This window comes from Embleya sp. NPDC055664 (assembly GCF_053618075.1).
This window is the reverse complement of sequence record NZ_JBSHGZ010000001.1, coordinates 38,726-63,593: the sequence shown is the minus strand read 5'-3', so window position 1 is coordinate 63,593 and position 24,868 is coordinate 38,726. Positions and strand designations below refer to the sequence as shown.

The window sequence follows — 24,868 nt, the reverse complement described above, 5'->3', positions numbered from 1 at the left end:
CGCCGGGTCGAACGTGAGTGTCACTCCTTTGTCGCAGCCATCCGTACGGCCTCCACCCTCACTCGCTCGCAGGCACCCGCACCCGCACCAAGGTCAGCCGGACGCTCGGGGAGCGCAATCACAACACCCGCAGGGCCCCCGAACTCGTACATCAGGTCGAGACCGGCCGCCCTCAGCCGATCGAGCACGTCCGCATGAAACACGTCCGGGCCGTCGACGTCGCGCCTGTTCCCGCCGAGCCGCACGCCCGCGACCGCCTTCACGCGCGCCGGCGCCCTCGCGACCGCTGCCTCGCCCTCGGACCTCCCACGGCCGCACCCGCCCGAGGCCGCGTGCCGTAGCACCGTTCGCAACAGCCGTGCGCCGCGTGCGCGCAGTCGGGCCGGGTCGAGTTCGCTCGCCTCGAATGCGGTCACCACGATCAGTCGCCGCCGTGCACGGGACACCGCCGACGCAACGAGTGCGTCCCCGCCGGGCATGGTCGCCGCGCCGAATCGATGGATCAGTCGACCCTCGCGATCGCGCTTCGCCCCGACGCTGAGGAGCACCGTGTCCCACTCGCCGCCATGAAGGGCCGCCGCGCGACCCACCACGAGGTCCGGGCCCGAGCGCCCCGCCGGCAGCGCGGCCTGGATCCGGCGCGCCTGCGACCCACCCAGGGTGACGACGGCAACGCTCTCGTCGGGATCGCGTGCCCGGTATTCCCGCACCGTCTCGACCACCGCCGCGACATCGTCCTCGACCGACACGATGTGCCGCACGGCCACCTCCCCGCGCACGCCCGGGAGGGCGGCGGTCGCGCCGTCCGAAGGCAGCGCGAGCCGTTCGTCGAGGGCACGGTGCGGGTAGCCGATCCGGATCGGCCCGACGAAGCGGCTCACCGACGCGAGCACCGACCGCAGGTCGCCTTCGGAACCGGGGTCGCCGGGTTCGACCGGGCCGTCCGGATCGCCGAGCTCCGGCCCCAGGGGGTCACCGATCACGACGACCCGATCCGCCCGCAACAGCGCCGGGGTCGCGTCGCGTTCGCTCACCGTCCCCGCGTCGTCCACCACCACCAAGTCGAAGTGCGCGCTATCCGGCAACTGCCGCGCCGCACGCGGCGACATCACGTGCACCGGCACGCTTGCCGGCATCGCCTGCAACCGCATCCGCCCACCCGCGAGTGCTACCGACCCGGGTCCACCCGCGCCCGCAGTCGCCGCCGCTCGGGTCCGATAGCGATGCGCGTGCGCCTGCAGGCCCACCACCCCGCCGGGGTCGCCGGCGGTCGCGGCGTGTGCGAGTGAGGTGTACAGGAATCGCTCGTACTCGTCCGCGACCTGTTCCGCCGGCACCGTCCGCGCCGTCAGGCTGGCGACGAGCGGGGCGAGGCCGGCGGTCGCCAGTCGGGCATACGAGCGACAGCGGTCCGCGAGTACCTCCGGCGACACGCCCTTCGCCGAGATCGACCGGGCGAAACGGTCGAGGTGGGTCGCGATGTCGGGTAACGAGGTGTCGGCCGCCAGGCCCAGGGGTGGGAACAGGGTTTCGGCGTACGCCGCGAGCGCCTGCCGTTCGTGCTCCGAGTCGGCCCACGCCGGCACCATCGCCCGCAGGAACGGCGCCTCGGGCAGTCCGCCCGGCTGCTCCCGGAAGAGCCGACGCAGCGCCCGTGCCTCCGCCAGCGCGAGCCGCATCCCGCCCCGATCGATGGGAAAGCGCGTGTGCTCGCGCAGATGGCGGCGGACGGCGGGACGGCCGTACCAGTGCGTGGTCGCCAGCAGTTGCCGGATCGAATACGGCCCGACGAGACCCCCGGATCGATGCCGACCGAGAACTCTCGCACCCGTTTGACGAGGGCCAGACACGCGGCCCACTCGGCCGGATCGCGCGGTTCGGGCCGATCGGGATGCACTCGGGCCCGCCTCGCGGCCGCCCGGATCACCCGGAAGCGGGCGCGCAACTCGGCGAGTTCGCCGACCATGGTCCGCGCCTGCTCGGGGGTGTCGATCTTTACCCCGTGCCACACACGGTCACGCAGCCCGCCCGCGCGCCGCGAAGCGCTCGAGGTCGCATCCGAGCCGCCGGACCTCGCCTGGATCGAGTTCCGCCGCGCGCCGGGGATCGAGAATGGGCCCGGGCCACGGCTCCCGCCCGACGAGGTGGTCCTGGATCCCGTGCAGGGTCAACCCCCAGGCGCCGAACGGCTCGACCATGGCACGCCTGTGCCGATCCAACACCGCACCGTCCTCGACACCCGCCCCCTCGCCGGCGCCCCACCTCCCGCCCGCACCCGCGCCGGGGATGGCACCCGCGCCCCGACGTCGACCCCGACGTCGGCGAGTTCCGCCCACAACCGCTGTACGCCATAACGCTGTCGCGTCACCACGAGCACCCGACCGCCGGTGTCGATCTCCCGCCGGATGATCATCGCGGCGGTCCTGGTCTTGCCCGTCCCGGCCGCGCCCACCACCACGAGGACGGGAGGACGGGCGGACGCAGCGGCGAGGATCCGCAACTGGTCCGGGTCGGCGTCGCCCACCCACCCCGTCGCCTTCGCGTCGGGGTCCGCCGCCCGCAGGGTCACCGCGGCCCCGGCCAAGGCCGCGACGACGCCCCCTCGAGCGGTGTACCAGCGATGCCCCGGATCGGCGGCAACGGAAACCGCCCGTCCGCCCAGCGCAGCAGCGCGGCACCGACGACTTCCTCCTCACCATGCGCCATGTCCCGTCCTCCCTGAGGAAGACTCTCCTCCCGGGCGGCACACGCCCGCAGCGGGCAATCCCTCAAACCGGGGCCGTGCCCGCCGTTCCGGCACCCACCCGGTCCACGGCGCGTCGATCGGCGCACGCACCGCCGGCGCCCGCTTCCGGAACCACCGCCCGGGCCCGCTCTCCAGCCACCCGACGCGCCCCGTCACTCCCGATACAACCGCGCCACCACCTCCTCGATGGTCGGCTCGCGCACGGACACGTCCCGCAACCCACCGTCGCGCGCGATCCTGGCGATCAACTCCCCCGCAGGCACCCCGTCCAGCGCGAAGGTGACCCGGCGACCGTCCGCCTCGGCGCCCTCGACCGTAACCCCCGGCATGCGCACATCCAGCTCGCGTGCCTCGTCCAGATCGACCACCACTCGCCGGCGCGAGCCATAGCGCGCGTGCAGGGCCTCCAGCGTGCCGTCGTGGACCACGTGTCCCCGGTCGATCACGATCAGGCGTCGGCACAGGTGTTCGATGTCGGCGAGGTCGTGGGTGGTGAGGACGGTCGTCACCTCCCCGCCGGCGCCGATGTCCGCCAGGAACGCGCGCAGCGACTGCTTGCTGACCACGTCGAGTCCGATCGTCGGCTCGTCCAGGAACAACACGTCGGGTCCGTGCAGGAGCGCCGCGGTGATCTCGCCGCGCATGCGCTGCCCGAGGGAGAGTTGGCGCACCGGGGTGTCCATGAACTCGTCCAGTTCCAGCATCGCCCGGCATCGCTTGAGCCGGGCCTCGTGGTCGACGCGCGGCACCGTGTACACCGCGCCCAACAGCCGGAACGACTCGCGCAGCGGTAGGTCCCACCACAGTTGCGAGCGCTGCCCGAAGACCACCCCGATCCGGCGGGCGAGCCGGCGCCGGCGGGGCACCGGCTCGAGTCCGCAGACGCGGATGTGGCCCGAGGTTGGGGTCAGGATCCCGGTCATCATCTTGAGCGTGGTCGACTTGCCGGCCCCGTTGGGTCCGATGTAGCCGACCATCTCGCCCCGGGCGATGCTCAGTTCGACGCCGTCGACCGCGGACACCGTCCGCGTTTCCCGCCGCACCCGGCCTATCTTGCGCTTGATCGTGAATTCCTTGCGCAGGTCGCGCACTTCGATCATCGTGTCGGTCTCGATCATCGTCTCGGTCGCGGTGTCGATCACGATCCCGTACTCCTGTAGTGCCGAATCCCCGTCCGCCACACCAGCAGCGCGATCGTCCAGGCGAGCGCGGCGGCAGCCGGAGAGGACCAGGCGAGCCAGTTCGGCCCGCCGAGCGGATCCGCGTGCCCCGTCAGGAACAGCGCGGGTTGATAGCCGACGAGCGCGAGGCCGACCCCGTACCCGAACACCCGGCGCAGCAGCCCCGGGTAGATCGTCGCCGGATAGCGGGCGAACTCCTTGCCGCCGTAGGTGAACGCGTTCGCGATCTCGCCGGATTCGACGAACCAGAACGCAACGCAGGCGCCCAGCAGGAACACCGCCGCGAACAGCGCGCAGCCCGCGAGCGGGGTGAGCGCGAGCATCAGCACGCGCGCCGGTGTCCAGTCGATGTCGGCGTATACGAGGACTGCCACCAGCAGCACCGACGACTGCGCCACACGCCCGACGCGGCGCAACGCGAAGTCGGTGGCGAGCAGTTGCGGCAACACGCGCAGCGGGCGGATGAGGATGGTGTCGAGCGTGCCCTTGCGAACATATGTGGACAGACGTTCGATGTTGCCCACCAGCAGGTCCGCAAGGTCGAACGCGAAGGCCGCGAGCGCGGACATCACCAACACCTCGCGCAGCCCGAATCCGCCGACCGTCGGCGAGACGCGGAATACCACCAGGACCACCGCGGCCTCGACGAGCGTGCCGAGCGCGCAGGACGCGACATCGATGCCGAACGACAACCGGTACTGGGTCTGACTGCGGATCTGGGCCCGCACCAGGCGCACGTACGCCTGTCCGACTCCCGGCTCAGCCACCCTGGATCACCAGCCTGTCGGTGGCGGCGCGCTGCACGCGCGCCACGAGCGGGATCAGGATCGCGATCCACACCAGTTGCAGGACGACGCTGCCGATCTGCTGTGCGGGACCGGGACGTTCGACCAGCACGTCGAGCGGGATCTGGAACAACCCGGGAAACGGGGTACCGAACCACAACACCGCCTGCGCCCACTCGGGCAGGAAGCGCAGCGGGAAGAAGGTGCCCGCGAACACCCCGGAGGCGAGCAGCCACACCGCACTCAGCCCGCGCGCGTCGAGGAGCCAGAACGCGCCGAGGTTGACCAGATAGCGCAGGGCGAAGCTGAGCACCGTGCCCAGGGTCAGCGAGATGACGAACAGCGGCACCGTGTAGAGGCGATGCGGGACGTACAGGGTGAATATCAGGCTGCCGGCGAGGACGGGGACGACCATGCGGGCGAGGACCGCGTAGGCGGCGCGCCCCAGGTCGGCGGCCAGGAACGCTTCGAAGGGGTCGATGGGGCGCAGCAGATCGGCGGTCACGTCTCCGCTGCGGACGCGGTCGGCGAGCTCGTTCCAGGACCACACGTGGACGACGCTGAGGATGCCCTGGCCGACCCAGACGTAGGTGGCGAGTTGGGTGGTGTCGTAGCCGCCCGGCCGGCGGCCGTCGTCGGCCAGGGCACGCAGCAGCGAGTAGATCATCACACCGAAGACGATGTTGGTGAACAGTCCGGCGAGCGCCGCCTGGCGGTACGTGGACCAGCGGCGAAAGCCCGCGCCGAACAGCGCGCCGAAGCGGTACAGGCGGGCCCGGCGATCGGGCGGACGGTCGGGCCGCAGCGGGCGCGCGGAAGCGAATGACATGGTGAAATCCCTTCCCCGGGCGGCGTGCGGCGTCGGCGGAGCCGAACAGGCACGCGAGTCCGGGCATACCGGAGTGACCTCGGTCGGAGGCGTGGGATGCTCACTCTTGGTTTCGTTGCGCGGAGTCTGATGCGTGACGAACGCCGACTCCGGCCCGCAACACCCCGGGCAAGGCGAGCAAGAATAGCGGACACTCGGGTACGTTTCATCCAGGTTTTACTCACCCGTACGAGTGGGCACCTGATTTTTTCGCGTCAAGGGATGAACCGATGAGCACACTCGTGTGACGATCGTGTCCATGGTGCAGCAGTTGGGCAAGGGACAGAACACGCCGGTGACCCCCGCGAAGGTGCGCGCGGTCCTCGTCTGGCGGCCGGGGCCGGGTACACCCGGTCTGGACGCGTCGGCGCTGTTGTTGGGCGCGTCCGGTCGCGTCGCGAGTGACGCCGACTTCGTGTTCTACAACCAGCCGGCCCATCCGTCCGGCGCGGTGCGACACGTCGGCAAGGACGAGGGGACCTGGTCGCGGGACGCGCTGGAGATCGATCTCGGGTCGATGCCGGCGAGCGTGGATCGGGTGGTGCTCGCGGCGTCGGCGCACAACGGCACCTTCGCGGGCATCCGGGATCTGCACCTGCTGGTGAGCGACCCGGGGGCCGAGGTGGACCTGGTCCGGTTCGACATCGCGAACGCCACCGTGGAGACCGCCATGCTCGCGGGCGAGTTGTATCGCCGGGGCGGGGCCTGGAAGTTCCGGGCGATCGGGCAGGGCTACTCGACCGGCCTGGAAGGGCTCGCCACCGACTTCGGCATCTCGGTGACCGCCCCGCCGCCGCCCGCTCCCCCGCGGGTGCAGGCGCCGCCGCCGCCTCCGCCGCCGGTGCAGCAGCCGGCTCCGCCCCGGCTGAACGTCCGCAAGCCGGAGCCGGCGCCGCGGCCCGCCTCCACGCCGCCGCCCGTCACCCGGCAGTCGCCGGCCCCGAGCAATCCGGCCCGGCCGCCGGTGCGGCTGAGCAAGGTGACGTTGACCAAGGCGTCGCCGATGGTCTCGCTGAGCAAGGAAGGCATCACCGGGAGTCGGATGCGGGTGAACCTGAACTGGGTTCAGGCCGCTCCCGGGCGCGGCATGCTCAAGCGGTTGATGGGGCCGACGGACCTCGACCTGTGCTGCCTGTGGGAGCTGTCCGACGGCAGGAAGGGGATCGTGCAGGCGCTCGGCAACTCGTTCGGCTCGGCCGACTCGCCCCCGTACGTGTACCTGGACGGCGACGACCGCACGGGCGCCAATGCCGCCGGCGAGAACCTGTTCATCAACCTCGATCACAAGAGCAGCTTCAAGCGCCTGTTGATCTTCGCGTTCATCTACAAGGGTGTGACGTTCGACGACGCACAGGCGGTGGTGACGTTGACGCCGGCGACCGGACCCGAGCTGGAGATCAGGCTCGACGAGACCGGTGGCGCGGCGCGGTCGTGCGCGATCGCGTTGGTGCAGAACCAGGGTGGGGATCTGACGATCCAGCGCGAGGTGCGCTACATCAAGGGCAACCAGGAGAAGGTCGACCAGGCGTACGGCTGGGGCCTGCAGTGGCGGGCGGGCACGAAGGACTGACGCGAAGCCGACGCCCGCACCCGAGCTCGCACACGTCGCGGGCACGGGCGCGGGCGCGACCTCGGGCGCGGGCACTCACAGGGCATGGACTTGGTCGCAGGCGCACGGGCCCGGAGAGCGGTGGCAGGTGCGGCCTCGGTCGCGGTTGCAGCCGTAGGCGCAGGCGCACGGAAGCGATCGCGGGTATGCGCTTGGTCGCGGGCGCAGGCGCGCAAATGTGGTCGCAGGCGCGGCCTCTGTCGCCGTTGCGGCGCACGGGAGGGATGGCGAGTGTGCACTTGGTCGACTGCGCAGGCGCACGAATGTAGTCGCGGGCGTGGACTCACGGCGGCCGGAACCAAGGCGCGCCGGTGGTCGCAGGAGCATTCGGTCGCAGGTGCAGGCCACGGACGCCCCCCTGGTCGCGAGTGATCACGGATAGTCGCGGGCGCGGGCATCATCACGGTCGCAAGTGCCATCACGCCAGTCGCGGGCGCAGGCACCGTCACGATTGCGAGTGCGGTCACGGCAGTCGCAGGCGCAGGTGCACGGCCCAGGCAGGCGCAGGCGCGCGCGCAGACGTCGGGCGCGGTCGCGGGACGGACACATCGCCGATCGCGGGCAGCTCGGTGGTTGCGGGCACGTCGGAGGTCGCAGGCGAGTCGGCGGTTGCGGGCACATCGCCGGTCGCAGGCGACTCGGGGGTCGCGGGCGGGCGTTGGGCACGGTCGCAGGCACGTGCGCGTTCACCGACGCGGGGACGCCCGCAAGTGCAGGCGCAGTTGCGGACATGACCGCGGTCGCAGGCGCATCCTTGCGCCCGCGCCGGTCAAGCCATTCGGCGCTTGCAGCCGGTGCAGTCGCCTTAAGCCCATGCAGGCGCCTCCAGTGCGGCCACTCGGCGCCTGCGGCCGGCCCGCGGTCGCCCTACGCCCGGACGGCCGCCTCATTCCCGCTCACGCGTCGTCCGGGTGGGTTCCCTCCGGGCGTACGCCGATGCCCGGCAGGTCGACGTAACCGCCGGACGTCCACGCCCGGGTGCGCAGTCTGCGGACGCCGTCGATGCCCCAGTGGGCGAATGCCTCCAGGATCGACTCGGCGGCCGCGACCGCGTGTTCGGCGCCGGGGCGCAGCCAGACCTGGCGTCCGTTGCCCGGCATGTTGCCGAGTTCGAGCCGGTCCTGTCCGACCCGGATCTCGGCCGTGTGCGCGGGTTCGGCGACGTCGCCCAAGACCAGCAGCACCGGTTCCACCCATCCGACCAGGGGCATGTCCACCACCAGCGAGGACAGTACGCGCGGAAGCGCGTCGCAAAAGTCGGCCCAGTCGCGCGGGTCCGGCCCGAACGGCAGGAACAGCTCGGCCAGGCTCATGTCGGGCCGGCTGACGCACCAGATGTACGGCAGTCCGGCGAGCGATTCCGCGCGCTCGAATCCGCGCCGTTCGAAGGCCTCGCCCGCGCGGGTGGGGAACAACTCCATCACCAGCGCCTCGTTCGCGTCGTCACGCGAGAGCCGCAGGGTGATCCGGCGCGACCGCCACCGCAACCACGCGGCCGGCCCGCCACGCCAGGGCGCGGGCCCCAGGGTCGCGGTGAGCGCCGCGCCGAGCCGGGTGTGCGCGGCGTCCAACTCCCGCCCGCGGTCGCGGACATAGGGCACCGTGCCCCAGGCGCCGATCCCGCCTCCGCCACCGTAGGCGTACTGGCCGGGCACCACGGGGCCCTGCAGGCCCGGCATCGGCGGCGGTGGATCCACGCGGACCGGCAGCGGAGCGGTGAGGCGTACGCACGGCGCTCCCTCGGCATGCTCGCCGGGATCGCCCCGGCACAGCAGTCCGGGGATGCCGGTCTCGATCACCAGGCGCCCGTCCTCGTCCCGGCGAGTCTCCCAGCCGAGCCGCCCGGCGGTCTCCTGGAGGGCTTCGACGGACCAATCCCCCCACTCGGCGCCTCGGGCGGCGAGCAGCGTTCGGGCGAGTGTGTCGGCGGCAGGCATCACGGAGACGGCCATGCTCGACATGGTCACAGCACACGGGTCGATCGGACCAGACCCTTTACCGATCCGCGCTCGAAAAGATCGTCGGCGAACCCGCGTTCCCGCGGGCCCGCCGCGTCCCGAACCACCCCGGCCGTCCGCGCCGACGACCGACCTTGGACCGCCGACCGAGGACCAGCGATCGCTGTGCACCGAAAACCAGGCACCGAGCGCCCACCACCGAGCACCAACCCCCGAACCCCCATCAGAGCAGGCTGGTCTCCGGATACTTGCCGCTCGGCGTGACGATCGTCCCGGCATTGCCCCGCAGGATCTCCGCGGCCTGATCCAACGCGCCGATCGCCGCCATGTCACCGGTCATCTCGACGAACCGACAGATGGCGTCGACCTTGGGCCCCATCGACCCGGCCGGGAAGTCGCCGGCGCGCAGTTGCATGGGCGTGGCGTTGGCGATCTCCTGCGCGTCGGGCTGCCCGAATCCGCGCATCACTCGGGGCACGTCCGTGAGCAGCAACAGCGCGTCGGCGTCGAGGGCTTCGGCGAGCAGCGCCGCGGTGAGGTCCTTGTCCACCACGGCCTCGACGCCGGTGAGCTGGCCGAGTTCGTTGCGCACCACGGGCACGCCTCCGCCGCCCGCGCACACCGCGACCGCGCCGGAGGCGAGCAGTTGGCGGATCAGCCGCGTCTCCACCACGCGCGCGGGTTTGGGCGAGGGCACCACGCGGCGCCACCACTTGCCGTCCTGCTTGACGATCCAGCCGCGCTCCTGCGCGAGCCGTTTGGCCTCGTCCTCCTCGTAGACGGGGCCGACGAACTTGGTCGGGTCCTGGAAGGCGGGGTCGGCGGTGGAGACGAGGGTCTGGTTGATCAGTGAGCACACCTGGCGGCCGGGCAGCGCGTTCTGCAGCGACTGGAGCAGCCAGTAGCCGATCATGCCCTGGGTCATCGCGCCCAGCACGTCGAACGGGTAGGGCTGGCTGAGCGACTGGTCGGCGGCGGATTGCAGGGCCAGTACGCCGACCTGGGGACCGTTGCCGTGGGTCACCACCAGCTCGTGCTCACGCGCCAACGGGGCCAGTGACTTGACCGCCTTTTGGATGTTGTGCAGTTGGATGTCGGCGTCGGGCTTGTCCCCGCGCTGAAGCATCGCGTTTCCGCCGAGGGCGACGACGACGCGCATGGTGGATCCCTTCGGTCCGGGGCGAAGATCGCAAACGGCGGTCGGCCGATCGCGATCGTCGCGGCAAAGCGGGATGAATAGGGCGTTCCGTAACCACGCGCGGCCCGGGTACCGGTGGTCCGGTACCCGGGCCGCGCCGATCCTCCTGCCGCGTGTCAGTCGCCGAGGGTGGCGACCATGACGGCTTTGATCGTGTGCAGGCGGTTCTCGGCCTCGTCGAAGACGATCGAGAACTCCGATTCGAAGACCTCGTCGGTGACCTCCAGCGCCTCCATGCCGGTCTTCTCGAAGATGTCCCGACCGACCGCGGTGTTGCGGTCGTGGAAGGCGGGGAGGCAGTGCATGAACTTGACCTTGGGGTTCCCGGTCGCCTTCACCACGTCCATGTTGACCTGGTACGCCTTGAGTTGCGCGATCCGGGTGTCCCAGACCTCCTTGGGCTCGCCCATGGACACCCACACGTCGGTGTACAGGAAGTCCACGCCCTTGACGCCTTCGGCGACGTCGGTGGTGTGGGTGATCGTGGCTCCGGTCCCGACCGCGATCTCCTTGGCCTTGTCGACGATCTCCGGGTGGTTCCACAATGCCTCGGGCGCCACCATGCGTACGTCCATGCCCAGCATCGCGGCGGTGATCAGCAGCGAGTTGCCCATGTTGTTGCGGGCGTCGCCGAGGTAGGCGAACGAGACGCGGTGCAGCGGCTTGTCCGAGTGTTCGCGCATCGTGAGCATGTCCGCGAGCATCTGCGTGGGGTGCCACTCGTCGGTCAGGCCGTTCCACACGGGCACGCCCGCGTACTTGCCGAGTTCCTCGACGTACTCCTGCTTGCTGCCTCGGTATTCGATGCCGTCGTACATCCGGCCGAGCACCCGCGCGGTGTCCTTCATCGACTCCTTGTGGCCGATCTGCGAGCCACTCGGGTCGAGGTAGGTCACGCCCGCGCCCTGGTCGTACGCGGCGACCTCGAACGCGCACCGCGTGCGGGTCGAGGTCTTCTCGAAGATCAGCGCGATGTTCTTGCCGACGAGGCGCTTTTGCTCGATGCCCGCGTACTTCGCGGCCTTCAGGTCCGCGGCGAGGTCGAGCAGGTGATTGAACTCCTTGGGCGTGAAGTCCAATTCCTTGAGGAAGTTGCGGTGACGCAGATTGAAGGCCATGGCTCCGGGCTTCTCTTCGAACGGGGATCGGGGGATCCGGGGGATCGGGGAGCCGTCGGACACGGGGGGTTCGACGGATCGCACGTGGGTGCACGACGGTCGGGCGACGGTCGTACGGATCGGCAAACCGCCAGGTTAGACGGCCTCGCGCTCGACGGGACAACTCATGCAGCGCGGTCCGCCGCGGCCGCGGCCGAGTTCGCTGCCACGGATGGTGACCACCTCGATGCCGTTCTTGCGCAGGAAGGTGTTCGTGGTGACGTTGCGTTCGTAGGCGAAGACCACGCCGGGCTCCACGGCCAGTACGTTGCACCCGTCGTCCCACTGCTCGCGCTCGGCCGAGCGCACGTCCTGGGTGGCGGCCAGGACTCGGATGTCGGACAGGTCCAGCGCGCTCGCGATCGCCTTGTGCATGTCGTGGGCGGGGTGGTCGGTGACCTTGAGCGCCTCCTCGTGGTCGCCCGGTTCGATCGTGTACGAGGGCAGCATGCCCATGCCCGCGTACTTGGTGAACGTCTCGCCGTCGAGCATCGTCATCACCGTGTCGAGGTGCATGAACGCGCGCTTCTTCGGCATGCTCAGCGCCACCACCTTGGTCGCGGAGCCGTGCTTGAACAGTGCCCGCGCCAGCGCCTCGACGCCCTGCGGGGTGGTGCGCTCGCTCATGCCGACCAGTACCGCCCCGTTGCCGATGACCAGGACGTCGCCGCCCTCCATCGTCGCGGGGAAGCTTTTCTGACCGGGGTTCCACACGTTGAAGTCGCCCTTGGCGAAGTTCGGGTGGTAGGTGTAGATCGCCTCGAAATGCACCGTCTCGCGCCGGCGGGCGGGCATCGTCATCGCGTTCACCGCAACGCCGTCGTAGACCCAGCACGAGGTGTCGCGGGTGAAGATGTGGTTGGGCAGCGGCTTGAGCACGAAGTCGTCCACGTCCATGGTGTGGAACGCGACGCTGTGCGGCTCCTCCATGTACTCCAGGATCTCCCGCTTGGTGATCCCGCCGACCAGGTAGCGCACCAGTTCGTTGACGTCGAAGCCCTCGAACAGGCCGCGCAGTTCATCCACCGCGAGCAGGCCGAACTCACGTTCGTCGAAGACTCGGTCCAGGACCATCTTCTTCGCCGGCGGCTCGCTCGCGAGGGTCTCGCGCAGCAGGTCGGTGAACAGGTGTACGCGAATGCCCCGATCGCGCAGCGCGTCCGCGAAGGCGTCGTGCTCCTCGCGGGCCCGCTTGACCCACAGGACGTCGTCGAACAGGAGTTCGTCCTTGTTCGTCGGGGTCAGCCGCTTCATCTCCAGGTCCGGACGGTGCAGGATCACCTGCTTGAGACGACCGGTCTCCGACTCGACGTGGAACCCCATGGAATGGTCCTCCTGACCGTTGCGAACTGCGGTGTACGTGCCGGTCGTCGGGACCGGACAGGCTTGCGGATGGTGTTTCCGGTTCGTGGGGACACGATGCGCGCGCCGGGCGCGCACCGCGCTAGTGCCCGCGCATGTCGACGGTGATGTCCGCCGGCTCGGTGGGTGGCGCCTCGGCGCCGCCGGGGCCGTACTCGCCGCGCGCGGCCTTGACCCAGATGTAGACCGGGATGCCGAGCAGCAGCATGATCAGGCTCTTGAGCACCGCGTCGGAGCCCGCGCCGTAGACCATCCACAGCGTGAACGCGAAGCCCACGACCGCAATGACCAGGTCCTTGGCCAGCGCCGCGCGAGAGACCGGGCGCTCACGGGTGACCAGCCAGAACAGTTGCGCCGACGCGGAGAACAGGTACGGGATCACGGTGGTGACGGTGGCGAGCAGCAGGATCGTCTCGAACGCGTCCTCGGACCACAGGTAGTTCACCGCGACCACGACCGAGGTCAGGACCGTCGCGACGAGGATGCCGAACGCAGGCACCCCCGCCCGGTTGACCTCGGCGAACGGGCGGGGGAACATGCCGTCCCTGGCCGCGGCGTACGGCATCTCCGCGCACAGCATGGTCCAGCCGTTGAGCGCACCGATCCCGGAGACGATCGCCATCGCGGCCATCAGGCCGCCCCAGACGCTCCCGCCGAACATATTGTTCAGCGCGTCGGAGAACGGGGCCGAGGAGTCGACGAGTTCGCCGTGCGGCACGTTGCCCATCACCGCGATCGTGCTCAGCATGTACACCGCGGCGCAGGCGAGCGTGCCGAGGATCGAGGCCCTGCCGATGTTGCGTCGGGGGTCCTTGACCTTCGCCGCGGCGACCGAGGCGGCCTCGATGCCCGAGTAGGCGAACACCACCAGCGCGGCGGAGACCTGGAGGGCGCCGAGAAAGCTCTTGCCGCTCGCGTTGAACGGGCCGAAGTTGGCGTTGTCGATGAAGAACAGGCCGACGATGGCGACGAACATCAGCGGGACGAACTTGAGCACGGTGGTGACGACCTGGAACAGGCCCATGTTCTTGACGCCGGACAGGTTGATCAGGGCCGGGATCCACAGGCCGACGAGCGCGATCACGATCTTGCCCGGCGTGGAGTCCCAGTGCAGGAAGTAGTTGACGTAGCCGACCCAGGCCACCGCGATGCCCGCGTTGCCGACCCATGCGGTGATCCAGAAGGACCACGCGTTCAGGAAGCCCGGGAACTCGCCGAACGCCTCGCGGGCGTAGGCGTACGGGCCGCCGGCCGCGGGGACGCGGGCACCGAGTTTGCCGAAGATCGCGGCGATCGCCAGCGCGCCGACGGTGACTAGGCCGAAGGCGAGGATGCTGATGGTGCCGTACTTGGCGAGCGTGGCAGGCAGCAGGAAGATGCCGGTGCCGACCACGCCGCCGATCACGAGCGCGGTCGCCTGTGGCAGGCCGAGGGTGCCCTGTGCCGGATCCGAGTCGTCCGCCGCGGGTGGGGGCGCCGATGTGACGGTCGGGGACTCGGGGTCCACCGCGTGGCTCATCGCTGCTCCTCCGTGTGTCGAGGCGACCGGCGTCGAGTGTGTTCGGCGCCGCTTTCCGCCACATTCGAATCCTGCACCCGGACCCGGGTCCCCGACCTCCGACACAGGTCCCCACCTGCGGCGACGCTCGGACCGATCGACCCGGGACCTTCGACCCGCCGCAATCGGCACATGGCTTTGAAGCGACATACCCGAAGTTTCCGGCATTCACCTACAAAAGGGCGGCATCCGCGTTTCCGCGGATGCCGCCCTTGCTGCGAATAGGTGGCGTGGACTCAAAGTCGCGGGTCCACCGGTTCCGATTCGAGCGCGAGTACGGCAAAGACCGCCTCGTGCACGCGCCACAGCGCCTCGCCGGACACGAGCCGCGCCAGCGCCTCCGCGCCCAGCGCGTGCTCGCGCAGTGCCATCGAGCGCTTGTGGCCGAGGCCGCGGTCGCGCAACCGGTCGAGGTTCACCGGTTCGGTGTAGTCGGCGCCGTAGATGATCCGCAGGTACTCCGGGCCGCGGCACTTGACTCCCGGCTGCACGCGCCGGTTGGCGACCCGGTCGGCCTCGCCCGCGAGCGGCTTGACCACCATGCCCTCGCCGCCGGTGGAGGTCAGTTCGGTCCACCAGGCGATGCCGGCCGCGACCTGCTCCTCGTCGGTGACGTCCACGACCAGTCGCCCCGTGGGCGCGAGCAGCCCGGAGGGGTCGGCCGCGACCAGCCGGTCGGCGAGCGCGAGATGCCACTCGTGATCGCGGCCCAGGTAGGAGCCGCCACGGCCGGCGAGCACCTGGAACGGGGCGAAGCGCAGCCCGGTCAGGCCGTCGGTGGGCCAGCAGTACCGGCCGTAGGCGTCCACGAACGCGCGGGCGTTGGCCGTGCGTCCGGCGATCCGGTCGGCCAGGTCCCCGACGTCGATACCGCGTTCGAGTGCACGCGCCAGCGCGGCGCCGGCGACCGGCAGCGCGGCGGTCGCGGCCGCGCCCACCGACGCGTACTGCTGCCGCAGCAGCTCCTGCGCCTTGGCCGACCAGGGCATCAGCTCGGCGTCGAACAGCAACCAGTCGGTGTCCAGTTCGGCCCACAGGCCCGCCGCGTCGATCGCCCCGCGCACCCGGTCGAGGAAGCCGTCGGTGGTGGCTCGGTCGGGGAAGAAGCCACGCCCGGTGCGGGTCCACACCGCGCCCGCGCCCATCCCCTCGTCCACGCCGAACGCCTCGCGTGCGACGGCCTCGTCCCGGCACACCAGGGCGATCGCACGCGAGCCCATGTGCTTTTCCTCGCAGATCACCCGGGTGACGCCGTCCGCGCGGAACTGGGCGAACGCCTCGGCCGGGTGTTCGAGCAGACCGGGCAGCGTGCTCGTGGTGCAGGGCGCCATCGTCGGCGGCAGGTAGACCAGCCAGCGCGGGTCGATGGCGAACCGGCTCATCACCTCCAGGGCCGCGGCCGCGTTCTCCTGGCGCACCGTCACCAGGCCCGCGCCGGCGGTCTCGATGTGCCGGCGACCGACCCCGCCGGGGGCCAGGTCCAGCACGTCGCCGAGGTCGAGGGCGCGCCCGTCGCGACCGCCGGGGGTGGCGGAGGCGAGCGGTCGCACCGGCTCGTACCAAACCTGTTCGGCCGGTACCGCGACCAGTTGGCGCTCCGGCCAGCGCAGCGCGGTCAACTCGCCGCCGAACACCGCGCCGGTGTCCAGGCAGATCGTGTTGTTCACCCACACGGCACGTGGCGTGGGCGTGTGACCGTAGACCACGGTGGCCTTGCCGCGGTACTCGTCGGCCCACGGGTAGCGCACCGGCAGGCCGTACTCGTCGGTCTCGCCGGTGGTGTCGCCGTACAGCGCGAAGCTGCGCACCCGCCCGGACATCCGGCCGTGGTACTTCTCCGGCAGACCGGCGTGGCACACCACGAGGCGACCCCCGTCGAGCACGTAGTGGCTGACCAGGGATTCGCAGAAGTCGACCACCTCGGCGCGGAACTCCTCGCTCTCCGCAGCCAGTTGTTCGAGCGATTCGGCAAGGCCGTGGGTGGTCTTGACCTGGCGGCCCTTGAGCGCGCGCACCAGCTTGTTCTCGTGGTTGCCCGGCACGCACAGGGCGTGTCCGGCACCGACCATGCCCATCACCAGGCGCAGTACGCCGGGCGTGTCCGGCCCGCGGTCGACCAGGTCGCCGACGAAGACGGCGGTGCGGCCCTCGGGGTGCGCCGCGTCGACCGCCCGCCCGGCCTCGTCGCGGGTGAGCGTGTATCCGAGTTCGACCAGCAGCGACTCCAATTCGGCGCGGCAGCCGTGGATGTCGCCGATCACGTCGAACGGGCCGGTCAGGTGTCGCAGGTCGTTGTAGCGGCGCTCGTGGACGATCTCGGCGCGCGCGACCTCGTCGGTGCCGGAGAGCACGTGCACCCGGCGAAAGCCCTCGCGCTGGAGACCGCGCAGCGAGCGGCGCATGTCGCGGTGCTGGCGCTGGATCACCTGCGGGGGCAGGTGCATGCGGTCCGGGCGCTCGGCGTTGCGCGCCTGGCATTCGTCCTGGGGTATGTCCAGCACGATCGCGACCGGGAACACGTCGTGGTCGCGGGCGATCCGGATCAGTTGCGCCCGGGCCTCGCGCTGCACGTTGGTCGCGTCCACCACGGTCAGCCGGCCGGAGGCGAGACGCATGCGGGCGACGTGGTGCAGCAGTTCGAATGCGTCGCCGGAGGCCGACTGGTCGTTCTCGTCGTCGGCGACCAAGCCGCGGAAGTAGTCGGAGGAGAGGACCTGGGTGTGCTTGAAGTGGGTGCGGGCGAAGGTGGACTTGCCCGCGCCGGTGGTGCCGATCAGGACCACCAGACACAGGTCGGGCATGGTCAGTGCGCGGCGGGCGCTCGCGTCGTGGGTCATGCCGTCGCTCCGGTGCCTTCGTCGTCGGTGAGGGTGGTGGGGGTGGGGGTGTCGTTGTCGCCGTTGTGGGTGATCGCGCCCGCGCCGACGTCGGTACGGGTGAACACGACCATCTGGGTGGAGGGGCCGACCTCGGAGTCGACCTCGCCGACCGGCTCGAAGCGTGTCGCGTAGCCGTAGGTCGCCGCCGCTCGTTCGGCCCAGGCACGAAACGTCGCGCGGTCCCATTCGAAGCGGTGGTCGCCGTGGCGCATGGCGCCGGCGGCGAGGCCGTGGCCGCCCGGTTCCTCGGGCGCGTAGCGGACGTTGTACTCGACGTTGGGCGTGGTGACCACGACGGTCGCCGGTCGGGCCGCGCCGAGTACCGCGTACTCGAGGGCAGGCAGGCGCGGTTCGTCCAGGTGCTCGATCACCTCGCACAGCACCGCCGCGTCGTAGCCCACGAGCCGTTTGTCGGTGTAGGTCAGCGCGCCCTGGATCAGGCGCACTCGACCGCGTTGGCGCTCCGACATCCGGTCGAGCTTGAGCTTGCGCTCGGCGATGGTGAGCGCGCGAACGGACACGTCGACGCCGACGATCTCGCGGAAACGCGGTTCCCCGAGCAGGGCTCCGATCAACTTGCCGTCACCGCACCCGAGGTCGAGCACCCGTTCGGCGCCGGCTGCCCGCAGGGCCCCCAGGATCGCGTCCCGCCGCTGCCGGGCAAGCGACAGGCCGACCCCGCTGGCGACCCCGCCCGCAGAAACGGAGGTCCCGGGCGCAGACGACTCGACACCGGTCGCGGGCACGGACGCAACACCCGAGGCCGCAAGCGCACCGGCAGGCGCAACACCCGCGGTCTCAGACGCACTCGCACCCGCACGCGCAGCGTTCGACGCCGCAGGTACGGACATACCCGCCGCAGGCGCACCCGCCGGCGCGATGCCCGAGGTCGCACCCGCACCCGCAGGCGCAACATCCGAGGCCGCAGGCGCGGACGCGGCGGTCGCGGGCGTCGGCATACCGGTCGCCGGAGGGTGCGTGACGCCCGCAGGCGCAGGCGCAACGCCGGCGCTCGCTACCGTGACGGCTGCGGGAGCTGCGTCGTCAGTCGCGACCGCAGGCCCCGATCCCGGCCCCGGGTCCTCATCCGGCTCGTCCGGTATCGCGTTGTCGAGGTCTTCCGGTGCCGTCTCGTCGACTTCGGCCAGTCGTTCGATCGCGCTGCGGGTGAGGGTGGCTCGGCGCGCGAGGTATCGGCTCGCGATCAGGTCACGGTCCGGGTGCGCGGCCAGCCAGCCCTCGCCGGCGCGGAGCAGTTTGTCCACCTCGTCCGGCGCGACCCAGTAGTGCTTCGCGTTGTCCAGCACCGGGAGGAGCACGTACAGCTGCCGCAGCGCCTCCGCGAGCGGCATGGTGCCGGTCAACGCCAGGCGCACGTAACGCGATTCACCCCACTCCGGGAAGCCCGCGTCCAGCGGCACGGTCTCGGTCCGCACCTGCCACCCCAGCGGCTCGAACAGCCGCCGGACCATCTCCGCGCCCCCGCGCGCGGAAAGCGCGGGCACCTCGATCTCCAGCGGCAGCGCCATCGCGGGCAGTTCGGGGCGCGCGTCGCAGCGCCCCTGCATCGCGGTGCGAAAGACCGTGCCGAGCGCGACCGCGAGCAACGACGAGGCGGCGTAGGGCCGATCGTTGACGTACTGCGCGAGCGTGAGGTCTGGCGAGCCCTTGGCCCCCTTGCCCCGCTTGACCCCGCGCGTGAGCGCGATCGGGTCGACGTCGAGCAGCAGCGCCGCGGTGCAGCGTGCCTCGTCCGCCTCGGGGTAGAAGACGTGGGCGTTGCCATAGGTGGTGGAGAACCGCTGGGCCTTCCCGGGATGCTTGTGCAGCAGGAAGCCGAGGTCGGTGGCGGGCCGATGCGTGGTTGCGATGGTCAGGAACACCGGACCGATTATGTGTCAGATGTACCGGTGTCGACGATCGCTTTATTCGCCCGTCGGGTGCGTGCCCTCGACCGCCACGGACAGTTCCACCGCCGTCCCGGACGTCCCGGATCCGGGCGCGCCCGGCACCTCGCGCGGGCAGTGTTGTCGCAGCGTGCCCAGGTCGATCGACAAGCCCCGTTCGGCGGCGGCGCGAACGAGGGCTGCGAACGCCGGATGCACGGCGGTGTCGTCGTCGGGGTCGTCGTCGGTGACCGCGTGGTCGGTGGCGAGCTCGCGACCGGCCGGGCGCACGCCGGCGACCGTCCGCCGGCCCGGAACAGACCAGCCCTCGGGCGCCGGCGCGGACAGCGGCAGGCACAGCACGACCTCGGCGCCGGCGTCCGCGGTGGGTCGGCCCAGGTCCAGCCAGAAGGGGCCGCTCGGAGTAATCCCGTCCGCCGCCAGACTCGCGTACAGGTCGAACAGTGCCTCCTCGACCGCGACATCGGCGTCCACGACCGTCCCGTCCGCCCCCGCGACCACCGCGCCCGAGCCCGCACTACCTGCGCCCCCACCCGCCGGCTCCGCGCCGCCCCCGGGCGTCGCGACGTACTCGACGACGCCGACCCACGCCTGCGCTTGGATGGGCCGCAACCGCACGTCGTAGCGCGCCTCCGTGCCGGCGAGCACCCGCTCGGCCGCCGCGAGCGCCCGGTCCTCGCGAGCCCGTTCGACGCGCACCGCCTCACGACGGGCGTGCAGGGCCTGCTGCGGGGAGCCGCCGGCGGCCACCGCGATCCGTACCTCCGCGAGTGGCACTCCCGCCGCCCGCAACGCGCGGACCACGCCCGCCTGTTCGAGTTGGCCGACCGAGTAGCGGCGATACCGCGTGCCCGGGTCCACGTCGGCGGGTACCAATACGCCCTGTTCGTCGTACCAGCGCAGGGCCTTGACGGTCAGGCCCGTGGCGCGAGCGAAGTCTCCGATGCCGAGGAACATCCTCATCACCTCCCGACCGACCACGGTGCCCCCTCCCGTGACGGGAGGGTCCACCGGCCCGGGCCAGGCGGGTGCGCCGCGGGTGCGCACCGCCACGATCGGTGCGATCGCGGCGGTGCCATCGCGGCGGGCACGCGGCCCGGGTCACCAGTCGTCGGGCTCGGTGACGGTCAGCAGGCGGACGAATCTCTCGTAGGACACCTGGCAACTCTCCAGGCGCTCGTAGGTACGGGCCGACAACGCGACGGGGGCGCTGGGTTCGAGAGCAACGCTCCAGAACCAGCCCGGCGCCCCCGTCGCCCGTCCGATGACGGGCACCAGGTCCACGACCCGGCGACGCAGTCGGTCGAGCTCGATGCGGCAGGCCCCCGCCGTGACATGGCCCCGAGCGGACCGCGCGAGCACGCGGCCGTTCGGGGCGATGAGCCGCCACCGCACGTGCTGCTCGGCGTCCAGGTGGACGTCGTAGCGCGCGTGCCGTTCCGGCGTACCGTCCGGGGCCTGCGACTCATCCGAAGCGACCGGCGACATAGTCGGCCGTCCGGGGGTCGCGGGGGGCACCGAAGATCGCGGTGGTGGGTCCGGCCTCGACGATGTGGCCGGGGGTGTTCTCCGCCGCGAGGAAGAACGCACAGTGGTCGGATACACGTTGGGCCTGTTGCATGTTGTGCGTGACGATGACGATGGTGACCTGGTCGCGCAACTCGCCGATGGTGTCCTCGATCCGCCTGGTGGAGGTCGGGTCCAGGGCCGAGCACGGCTCGTCCATGAGCAGCACGTCCGGATCGACCGCGAGCGAACGGGCGATGCAGAGACGTTGCTGCTGGCCTCCCGACAGCGCGCCGCCGGGTTGCCTGAGTCGGTTGCGCACCTCCATCCACAGGCCGGCGCGGGTCAGCGAGGACTCCACGACGGCGTCCTTGTCCGCGTTGCGCACGCCGGTCAGCTTGAGGCCGGCGACCACGTTGTCGTAGATGGACATCGCCGGGAACGGGTTGGGCTTTTGGAAGACCATCCCGACCCGGCGCCGGGTCTCGATCGGCCGGCGGGCGGAGTCGTAGATGTCCTCGCCGTCGAGCAGGACCCGGCCCGCGAGTTGGGCGCTGGGTACCAGCTCGTGCATCCGGTTGAGGATGCGCAGGAACGTGGATTTGCCGCAGCCGGACGGCCCGATCAGGGCCGTGACGGAGTTGGCCGCCATCACGAGGTCGACACGTTCGAGCACCTTGTGGGTGCCGAACCAGGCGCTGACGGTCTCCGCGGTGAGCGTCGAGCCACGCCCGCCGGCGGATTGAGCCGGTAAAGGCTGGGTCTCGGCTGCGGGAGCGAGAGTCGTCGCACCGCTGTCCGGGCTGGTCACGTGCGGAGCCTCCGGGGTGTGGAGTGGGACGGGAACCGGCGTCAGAGCGTCGCCGGGAGTACGCGTGCGGCGGATTCGTACAGTGCCCACACGACGGCGAGCACGACCGGGGTGCCGAGCAGGAGCGTGACTCGGCGATCGGGGTGACGGCGCAGGGCCCAGACCAGGACGGCGACCACGATGGTGAACGCCTGCGCCCACAGGAGTAGTCGCACGCCGGCGTTCGCGTAGCCGCCGGTGCCCTTCTCGTCCGCGCGTAGACCTTGCGGACGCCGGCCCTCCTGGGCCTTGGGGGCGCCCTGCAGTTCGGCGACGACCACCGTGCGCCCGCCGGGGCGGATCCACGAGTCGGCGGTGATCAGCACCAGTCGGTTCTCCCGGCCGGGGGCGAGCACGTCGTCCTTGCCGTTGGCGATGTGCCTGCGCTCGATCACCTTGTAGGTGAAATCGCCCTGCTGGGTGGTCGCCTCGATGCGCTGGCCGACGCGCAGGTCGTCGAGGTCGTGGAACGGGCCGCCGAAGCTGTACGCACGGCCCATGATCACGCTGTGTCCGCCCTGCCCGGGCAGGCCGCTGGTCCGCAGGTGTCCGGGGCCCTTGGCGAGCGAGTCGGCGGTGGTGCCCTCGACCACGACCTGGCGCAGGCCGATCGCGGGGATCCGCAACATCGCCACCGGTCTGCCCTTGGCGATGGTGCCGCCGAGAGGAGCGACGTCGCGGTAGAGCTCGTCGGAGAGTCGGTCGGCCAGGATGCTCTGGTCGCGGGCCTGTTGGATGTCGGAGACGACGTACACGTAGCCGACGAAGCCCGCGATGAGCAGCGCGAGCAGCGCGACCGCGGCGCCCGCGACGGTGTACGGGTCGGCCCGGCTCGCACGGGTCCCGCCTGCGGTCGCAGGCGGGTGCCCGCCGGCGCCTGCGGGTGCGGTCGCAGGCGCCGGCGCGGGTGCGGTCGCGAGGGCGGTCGCCGGCGCGGTCGCGGGGACCTTGGAGACGGTGTCGGCGGTCATGCGGGCACTCCCTGGCGACCGATCAGGCGCAGGACGGCGGCCACCGGTGGTGGCCAGTTGCCGGTGCGGCGTTTGTGTCCGAGGGAGAGCAGTACGGGGCAGGCGACGAGCGCACCCGCGCTCACGCACATCAGTACGAGCAGCACGATCGCGGACCCGTCGCCGTCGAGCGCGTCCTTGATCACGCTGGCGACCTTCGGGAACGGCCCCTTGTCGGCGGGCGGCGCGGCGGCACCCACCGGTGCGGTGGAGGGCGCGGCGGTCGACGGCGCGGCCGAGGGCGAGCCGCCGGGGTCGCCGGTGACCGGGGTGTTCGGGATGCCGGTGTTGCCGGCACTGGTGCCCGCGGAGGTACCGGTGTTGTTGTCGGTGTTTCCGTTCACGGGTGGGTTGGTGGGCGGCGGGGTTTCCCCGGTCCACTTGGGCGCGTCGGCGATCTTCTTGCGGGCATCCGCGATCTGCTGCTTCTGCGCGTCGGTGAGCGGGGTGTAGCCGGGCGGCAGCGCGCCGGGCTGGAAGGTGCCCGTCTGCGTTTGCCCTGCGCTCGCCGCGTAGGCGAGGAAGGTGTCGATCTTGGCGGCCTTGGCGGCGGTGAGCTTGTCGGTGGAGACCATCGCCACGTCGGTGGCGGTGAGCGGATAGGCGTTCGCGGCGGTGCTGCGGTAGTCGTTGGTCAGCGTCGCCCCGTCCGGGCCCGGCTTGGCGGCGGCGATTCCGGCGCGCACGGTCGCGGGGTCGGTCGGATCCACGAAGTTGCCTGCGGCATTGCGGAGTTTGGCGACCGGGGTGCCCATGCGCAGGGCCGCCTCGACCGAGGTCACGGCCATCACGGTGTGCGAACCGAAGGCGTCCTGGCCGTCGTCCTTGGGCCCGAAGTCGCCCACGGTGCGGTTCATCGGCAGCGCGTTGCCCAGTCGGTTGACGATGTCCTCGTACACCGTCTGCGGCACGTTCACGTTGGACTGGGCCTCGAGGCGGTTGGTGTACACCGCCAGCGGGTATGTCGCCGCGCCGATGCGCCACTCCGGCGGGCACGCGATGCCGTTGGCATCGGGTGTTCCGGAGAGCCATGTGGCCGTTTCCGGGTCGGCGGCGAGCCAGGCGGTGAGTGCCCAGATCATGTCGTCCTGGACGCCGCGCAGGATCGGGCTGCGGTCGGCGACGGGCCATACGTGCGGTTGGTTGATGGCCTTGAACTCGGGGTCGTCGTAGACCTTGATGATCGCGCCCGGTCCCCGCGGCCCCGTCGTGTAGGCCCCGGTGATCATTTTCGCGACCAGGCGCGGGGTCAGGCTCATCGACGTGATCGGCTCGTGGGTGCCGGCGTCGTCGATGTTGAACGCGATCGCCAGCGCACCGTTGGTCAGCGGCGCGTACACGGTCTTGTCCTTGTCCCGAGTGCCGGCCAACGCCACCGGGCGGGCCTGGTCGAGCGCGCCGCCGATGGGCTGCTGGGTGACACCGATGTCGGCGCCGTCCCGGAGGAAGACCTCGCGGGCGTTGGGGCCGGAGCCGGAACTGACCGTCATGTTCACGGGGTTGGTCCGCGCGCCGCACAAGCCGAACACCCACGAGGCGCCGGCCTGGGAGAACTCGCCGGTGCCGCTGATCGACAGGTCCGGGTGTTCCATGCCCGGGCACGCGTCGGGCGCGGGGATGAACGACAGCGGCGTCACCGCCACCTGTCCGGCGGCGAAGGCCAGGTCCATGTCGGTGTCGGTGATCTGGTACTGGACGCCCAGATCGATGTGTTGCTTCGCCTGGAAGGAGGTGGCGGTACTGCCCGCCTCGGGCATCACGAATGCCACGACCGAACACGCCTGTCGGTCCGAGCAGCCCAGTTGCGGCAGTCGCAGCGCCGGCCTGACCTGGAGCCACGCCTCTCCGGATCCGTCCGCGCGGGTGGGCACTCCGGTCTGCTTGGTGGCGAGAATCGGCGGATTGCCGTCGGGTTGTTGGAAGACGCCGTTTTCGGTGTAGGTCGGCGACCAGCAGTCCCGAGGCCGGGGCGTGGTGCCCTTGCACTGCATCACGACGACGCTGTTGGTACCGGCGGCGAGGGTGAAGCCGGTCCACTTGACCAGGATGCGCTGGTTGACGAGGTTAGTGCTCTGCGACACCGTCACCGCCGGGCGGGCGGCGGGCTCGGCCGCGCCGGCCGTCCCGGCGACCACGCCGAGCCACCCGGCGAGCAGCGCGACGCACAGCGCGATGACGCCGGCGACGGACAACGCGCGGCCCGGCGAAGCGGTGGAACGCTCGATGGCGCTCACGGCAACCCCACTTCCCTCGCCCCCGTTCGAGGCCGATTTCCCCACCGATTCCCCCCGGCG

At 71.1% G+C, this 24,868-nt stretch carries 18 protein-coding genes; 1 reads left to right on the top strand and 17 read right to left on the bottom strand.

Features of this window, described 5'->3' with window-relative positions; genetic code table 11:
- Positions 1-20 precede the first annotated feature (20 nt).
- The 5 genes from ACWGR4_RS00260 to ACWGR4_RS00240 form a co-directional block, all read right to left on the bottom strand.
- Positions 21-1,850: a hypothetical protein gene (locus ACWGR4_RS00260; RefSeq protein WP_452134158.1), complete on the bottom strand. Its 1,830-nt coding sequence runs from the start codon at positions 1,848-1,850 to the stop codon at positions 21-23.
- Between the two features lie 317 nt (positions 1,851-2,167).
- Positions 2,168-2,569, bottom strand: coding sequence for a hypothetical protein (locus ACWGR4_RS00255; RefSeq protein ID WP_452129955.1), 402 nt, complete (start codon positions 2,567-2,569; stop codon positions 2,168-2,170).
- A 329-nt stretch (positions 2,570-2,898) separates the two neighbouring features.
- Positions 2,899-3,846, bottom strand: coding sequence for an ABC transporter ATP-binding protein (locus ACWGR4_RS00250; RefSeq protein ID WP_452129984.1), 948 nt, complete (start codon positions 3,844-3,846; stop codon positions 2,899-2,901).
- Positions 3,847-3,884: 38 nt separating this feature from the next.
- Positions 3,885-4,694 carry an ABC transporter permease gene (locus ACWGR4_RS00245; RefSeq protein WP_452129954.1) on the bottom strand — a complete coding sequence of 270 codons (810 nt, stop codon included), beginning with the start codon at positions 4,692-4,694 and terminating at the stop codon, positions 3,885-3,887.
- On the bottom strand, positions 4,687-5,541 hold the full coding sequence (locus ACWGR4_RS00240) for an ABC transporter permease (protein WP_452129953.1): 855 nt from the start codon (positions 5,539-5,541) through the stop codon (positions 4,687-4,689). The genes ACWGR4_RS00245 and ACWGR4_RS00240 overlap by 8 nt, the downstream gene beginning before the upstream one ends.
- Positions 5,542-5,839: 298 nt before the next feature.
- Here ACWGR4_RS00240 and ACWGR4_RS00235 point away from each other — a divergent pair, with 298 nt between their 5' ends.
- Positions 5,840-7,150, top strand: a complete 1,311-nt coding sequence (locus tag ACWGR4_RS00235; RefSeq protein WP_379996275.1) for a TerD family protein — start codon at positions 5,840-5,842, stop codon at positions 7,148-7,150.
- 935 nt (positions 7,151-8,085) lie between these two features.
- Here ACWGR4_RS00235 and ACWGR4_RS00230 read toward each other — a convergent pair.
- The 12 genes from ACWGR4_RS00230 to ACWGR4_RS00175 form a co-directional block, all read right to left on the bottom strand.
- Positions 8,086-9,141 carry a hypothetical protein gene (locus tag ACWGR4_RS00230; RefSeq protein ID WP_452129952.1) on the bottom strand — a complete coding sequence of 352 codons (1,056 nt, stop codon included), beginning with the start codon at positions 9,139-9,141 and terminating at the stop codon, positions 8,086-8,088.
- 229 nt (positions 9,142-9,370) lie between these two features.
- Complete coding sequence (arcC, locus tag ACWGR4_RS00225) at positions 9,371-10,306, bottom strand: carbamate kinase (RefSeq protein ID WP_379996271.1); 936 nt, start codon at positions 10,304-10,306, stop codon at positions 9,371-9,373.
- Positions 10,307-10,461: 155 nt separating this feature from the next.
- Positions 10,462-11,463, bottom strand: coding sequence for an ornithine carbamoyltransferase (gene argF / locus ACWGR4_RS00220; RefSeq protein WP_379996269.1), 1,002 nt, complete (start codon positions 11,461-11,463; stop codon positions 10,462-10,464).
- 135 nt (positions 11,464-11,598) lie between these two features.
- Positions 11,599-12,825, bottom strand: a complete 1,227-nt coding sequence (locus ACWGR4_RS00215; RefSeq protein ID WP_379996267.1) for an arginine deiminase — start codon at positions 12,823-12,825, stop codon at positions 11,599-11,601.
- A 121-nt stretch (positions 12,826-12,946) separates the two neighbouring features.
- Positions 12,947-14,383, bottom strand: coding sequence for an APC family permease (locus ACWGR4_RS00210; protein ID WP_452134081.1), 1,437 nt, complete (start codon positions 14,381-14,383; stop codon positions 12,947-12,949).
- Between the two features lie 275 nt (positions 14,384-14,658).
- On the bottom strand, positions 14,659-17,259 hold the full coding sequence (locus ACWGR4_RS00205) for a polynucleotide kinase-phosphatase (RefSeq protein WP_452133932.1): 2,601 nt from the start codon (positions 17,257-17,259) through the stop codon (positions 14,659-14,661).
- On the bottom strand, positions 17,256-19,184 hold the full coding sequence (locus ACWGR4_RS00200) for a 3' terminal RNA ribose 2'-O-methyltransferase Hen1 (protein WP_452133933.1): 1,929 nt from the start codon (positions 19,182-19,184) through the stop codon (positions 17,256-17,258). The genes ACWGR4_RS00205 and ACWGR4_RS00200 overlap by 4 nt, the downstream gene beginning before the upstream one ends.
- Positions 19,185-19,226: 42 nt before the next feature.
- A complete protein-coding gene (locus ACWGR4_RS00195; RefSeq protein ID WP_452133934.1) occupies positions 19,227-20,165 on the bottom strand; it encodes a MerR family transcriptional regulator in 939 nt (312 codons plus the stop codon).
- A gap of 144 nt (positions 20,166-20,309) precedes the next feature.
- Positions 20,310-20,696 (bottom strand): YegP family protein, encoded by a 387-nt coding sequence (locus ACWGR4_RS00190; protein ID WP_078974919.1) that lies wholly within the window; start codon positions 20,694-20,696, stop codon positions 20,310-20,312.
- The gene (locus ACWGR4_RS00185) at positions 20,674-21,390 is read right to left on the bottom strand and encodes a phosphate ABC transporter ATP-binding protein (RefSeq protein ID WP_379997292.1); all 717 of its coding nucleotides are present in this window, start codon (positions 21,388-21,390) and stop codon (positions 20,674-20,676) included. Before ACWGR4_RS00185 ends, ACWGR4_RS00190 begins: the two co-directional genes overlap by 23 nt.
- Positions 21,391-21,566: 176 nt before the next feature.
- Entirely contained in the window at positions 21,567-22,535 is a 969-nt protein-coding gene (locus tag ACWGR4_RS00180; protein WP_452134157.1) for a sortase, read from the bottom strand.
- A complete protein-coding gene (locus tag ACWGR4_RS00175; protein ID WP_452134052.1) occupies positions 22,532-24,808 on the bottom strand; it encodes a hypothetical protein in 2,277 nt (758 codons plus the stop codon). Before ACWGR4_RS00175 ends, ACWGR4_RS00180 begins: the two co-directional genes overlap by 4 nt.
- Positions 24,809-24,868: the final 60 nt, after the last annotated feature.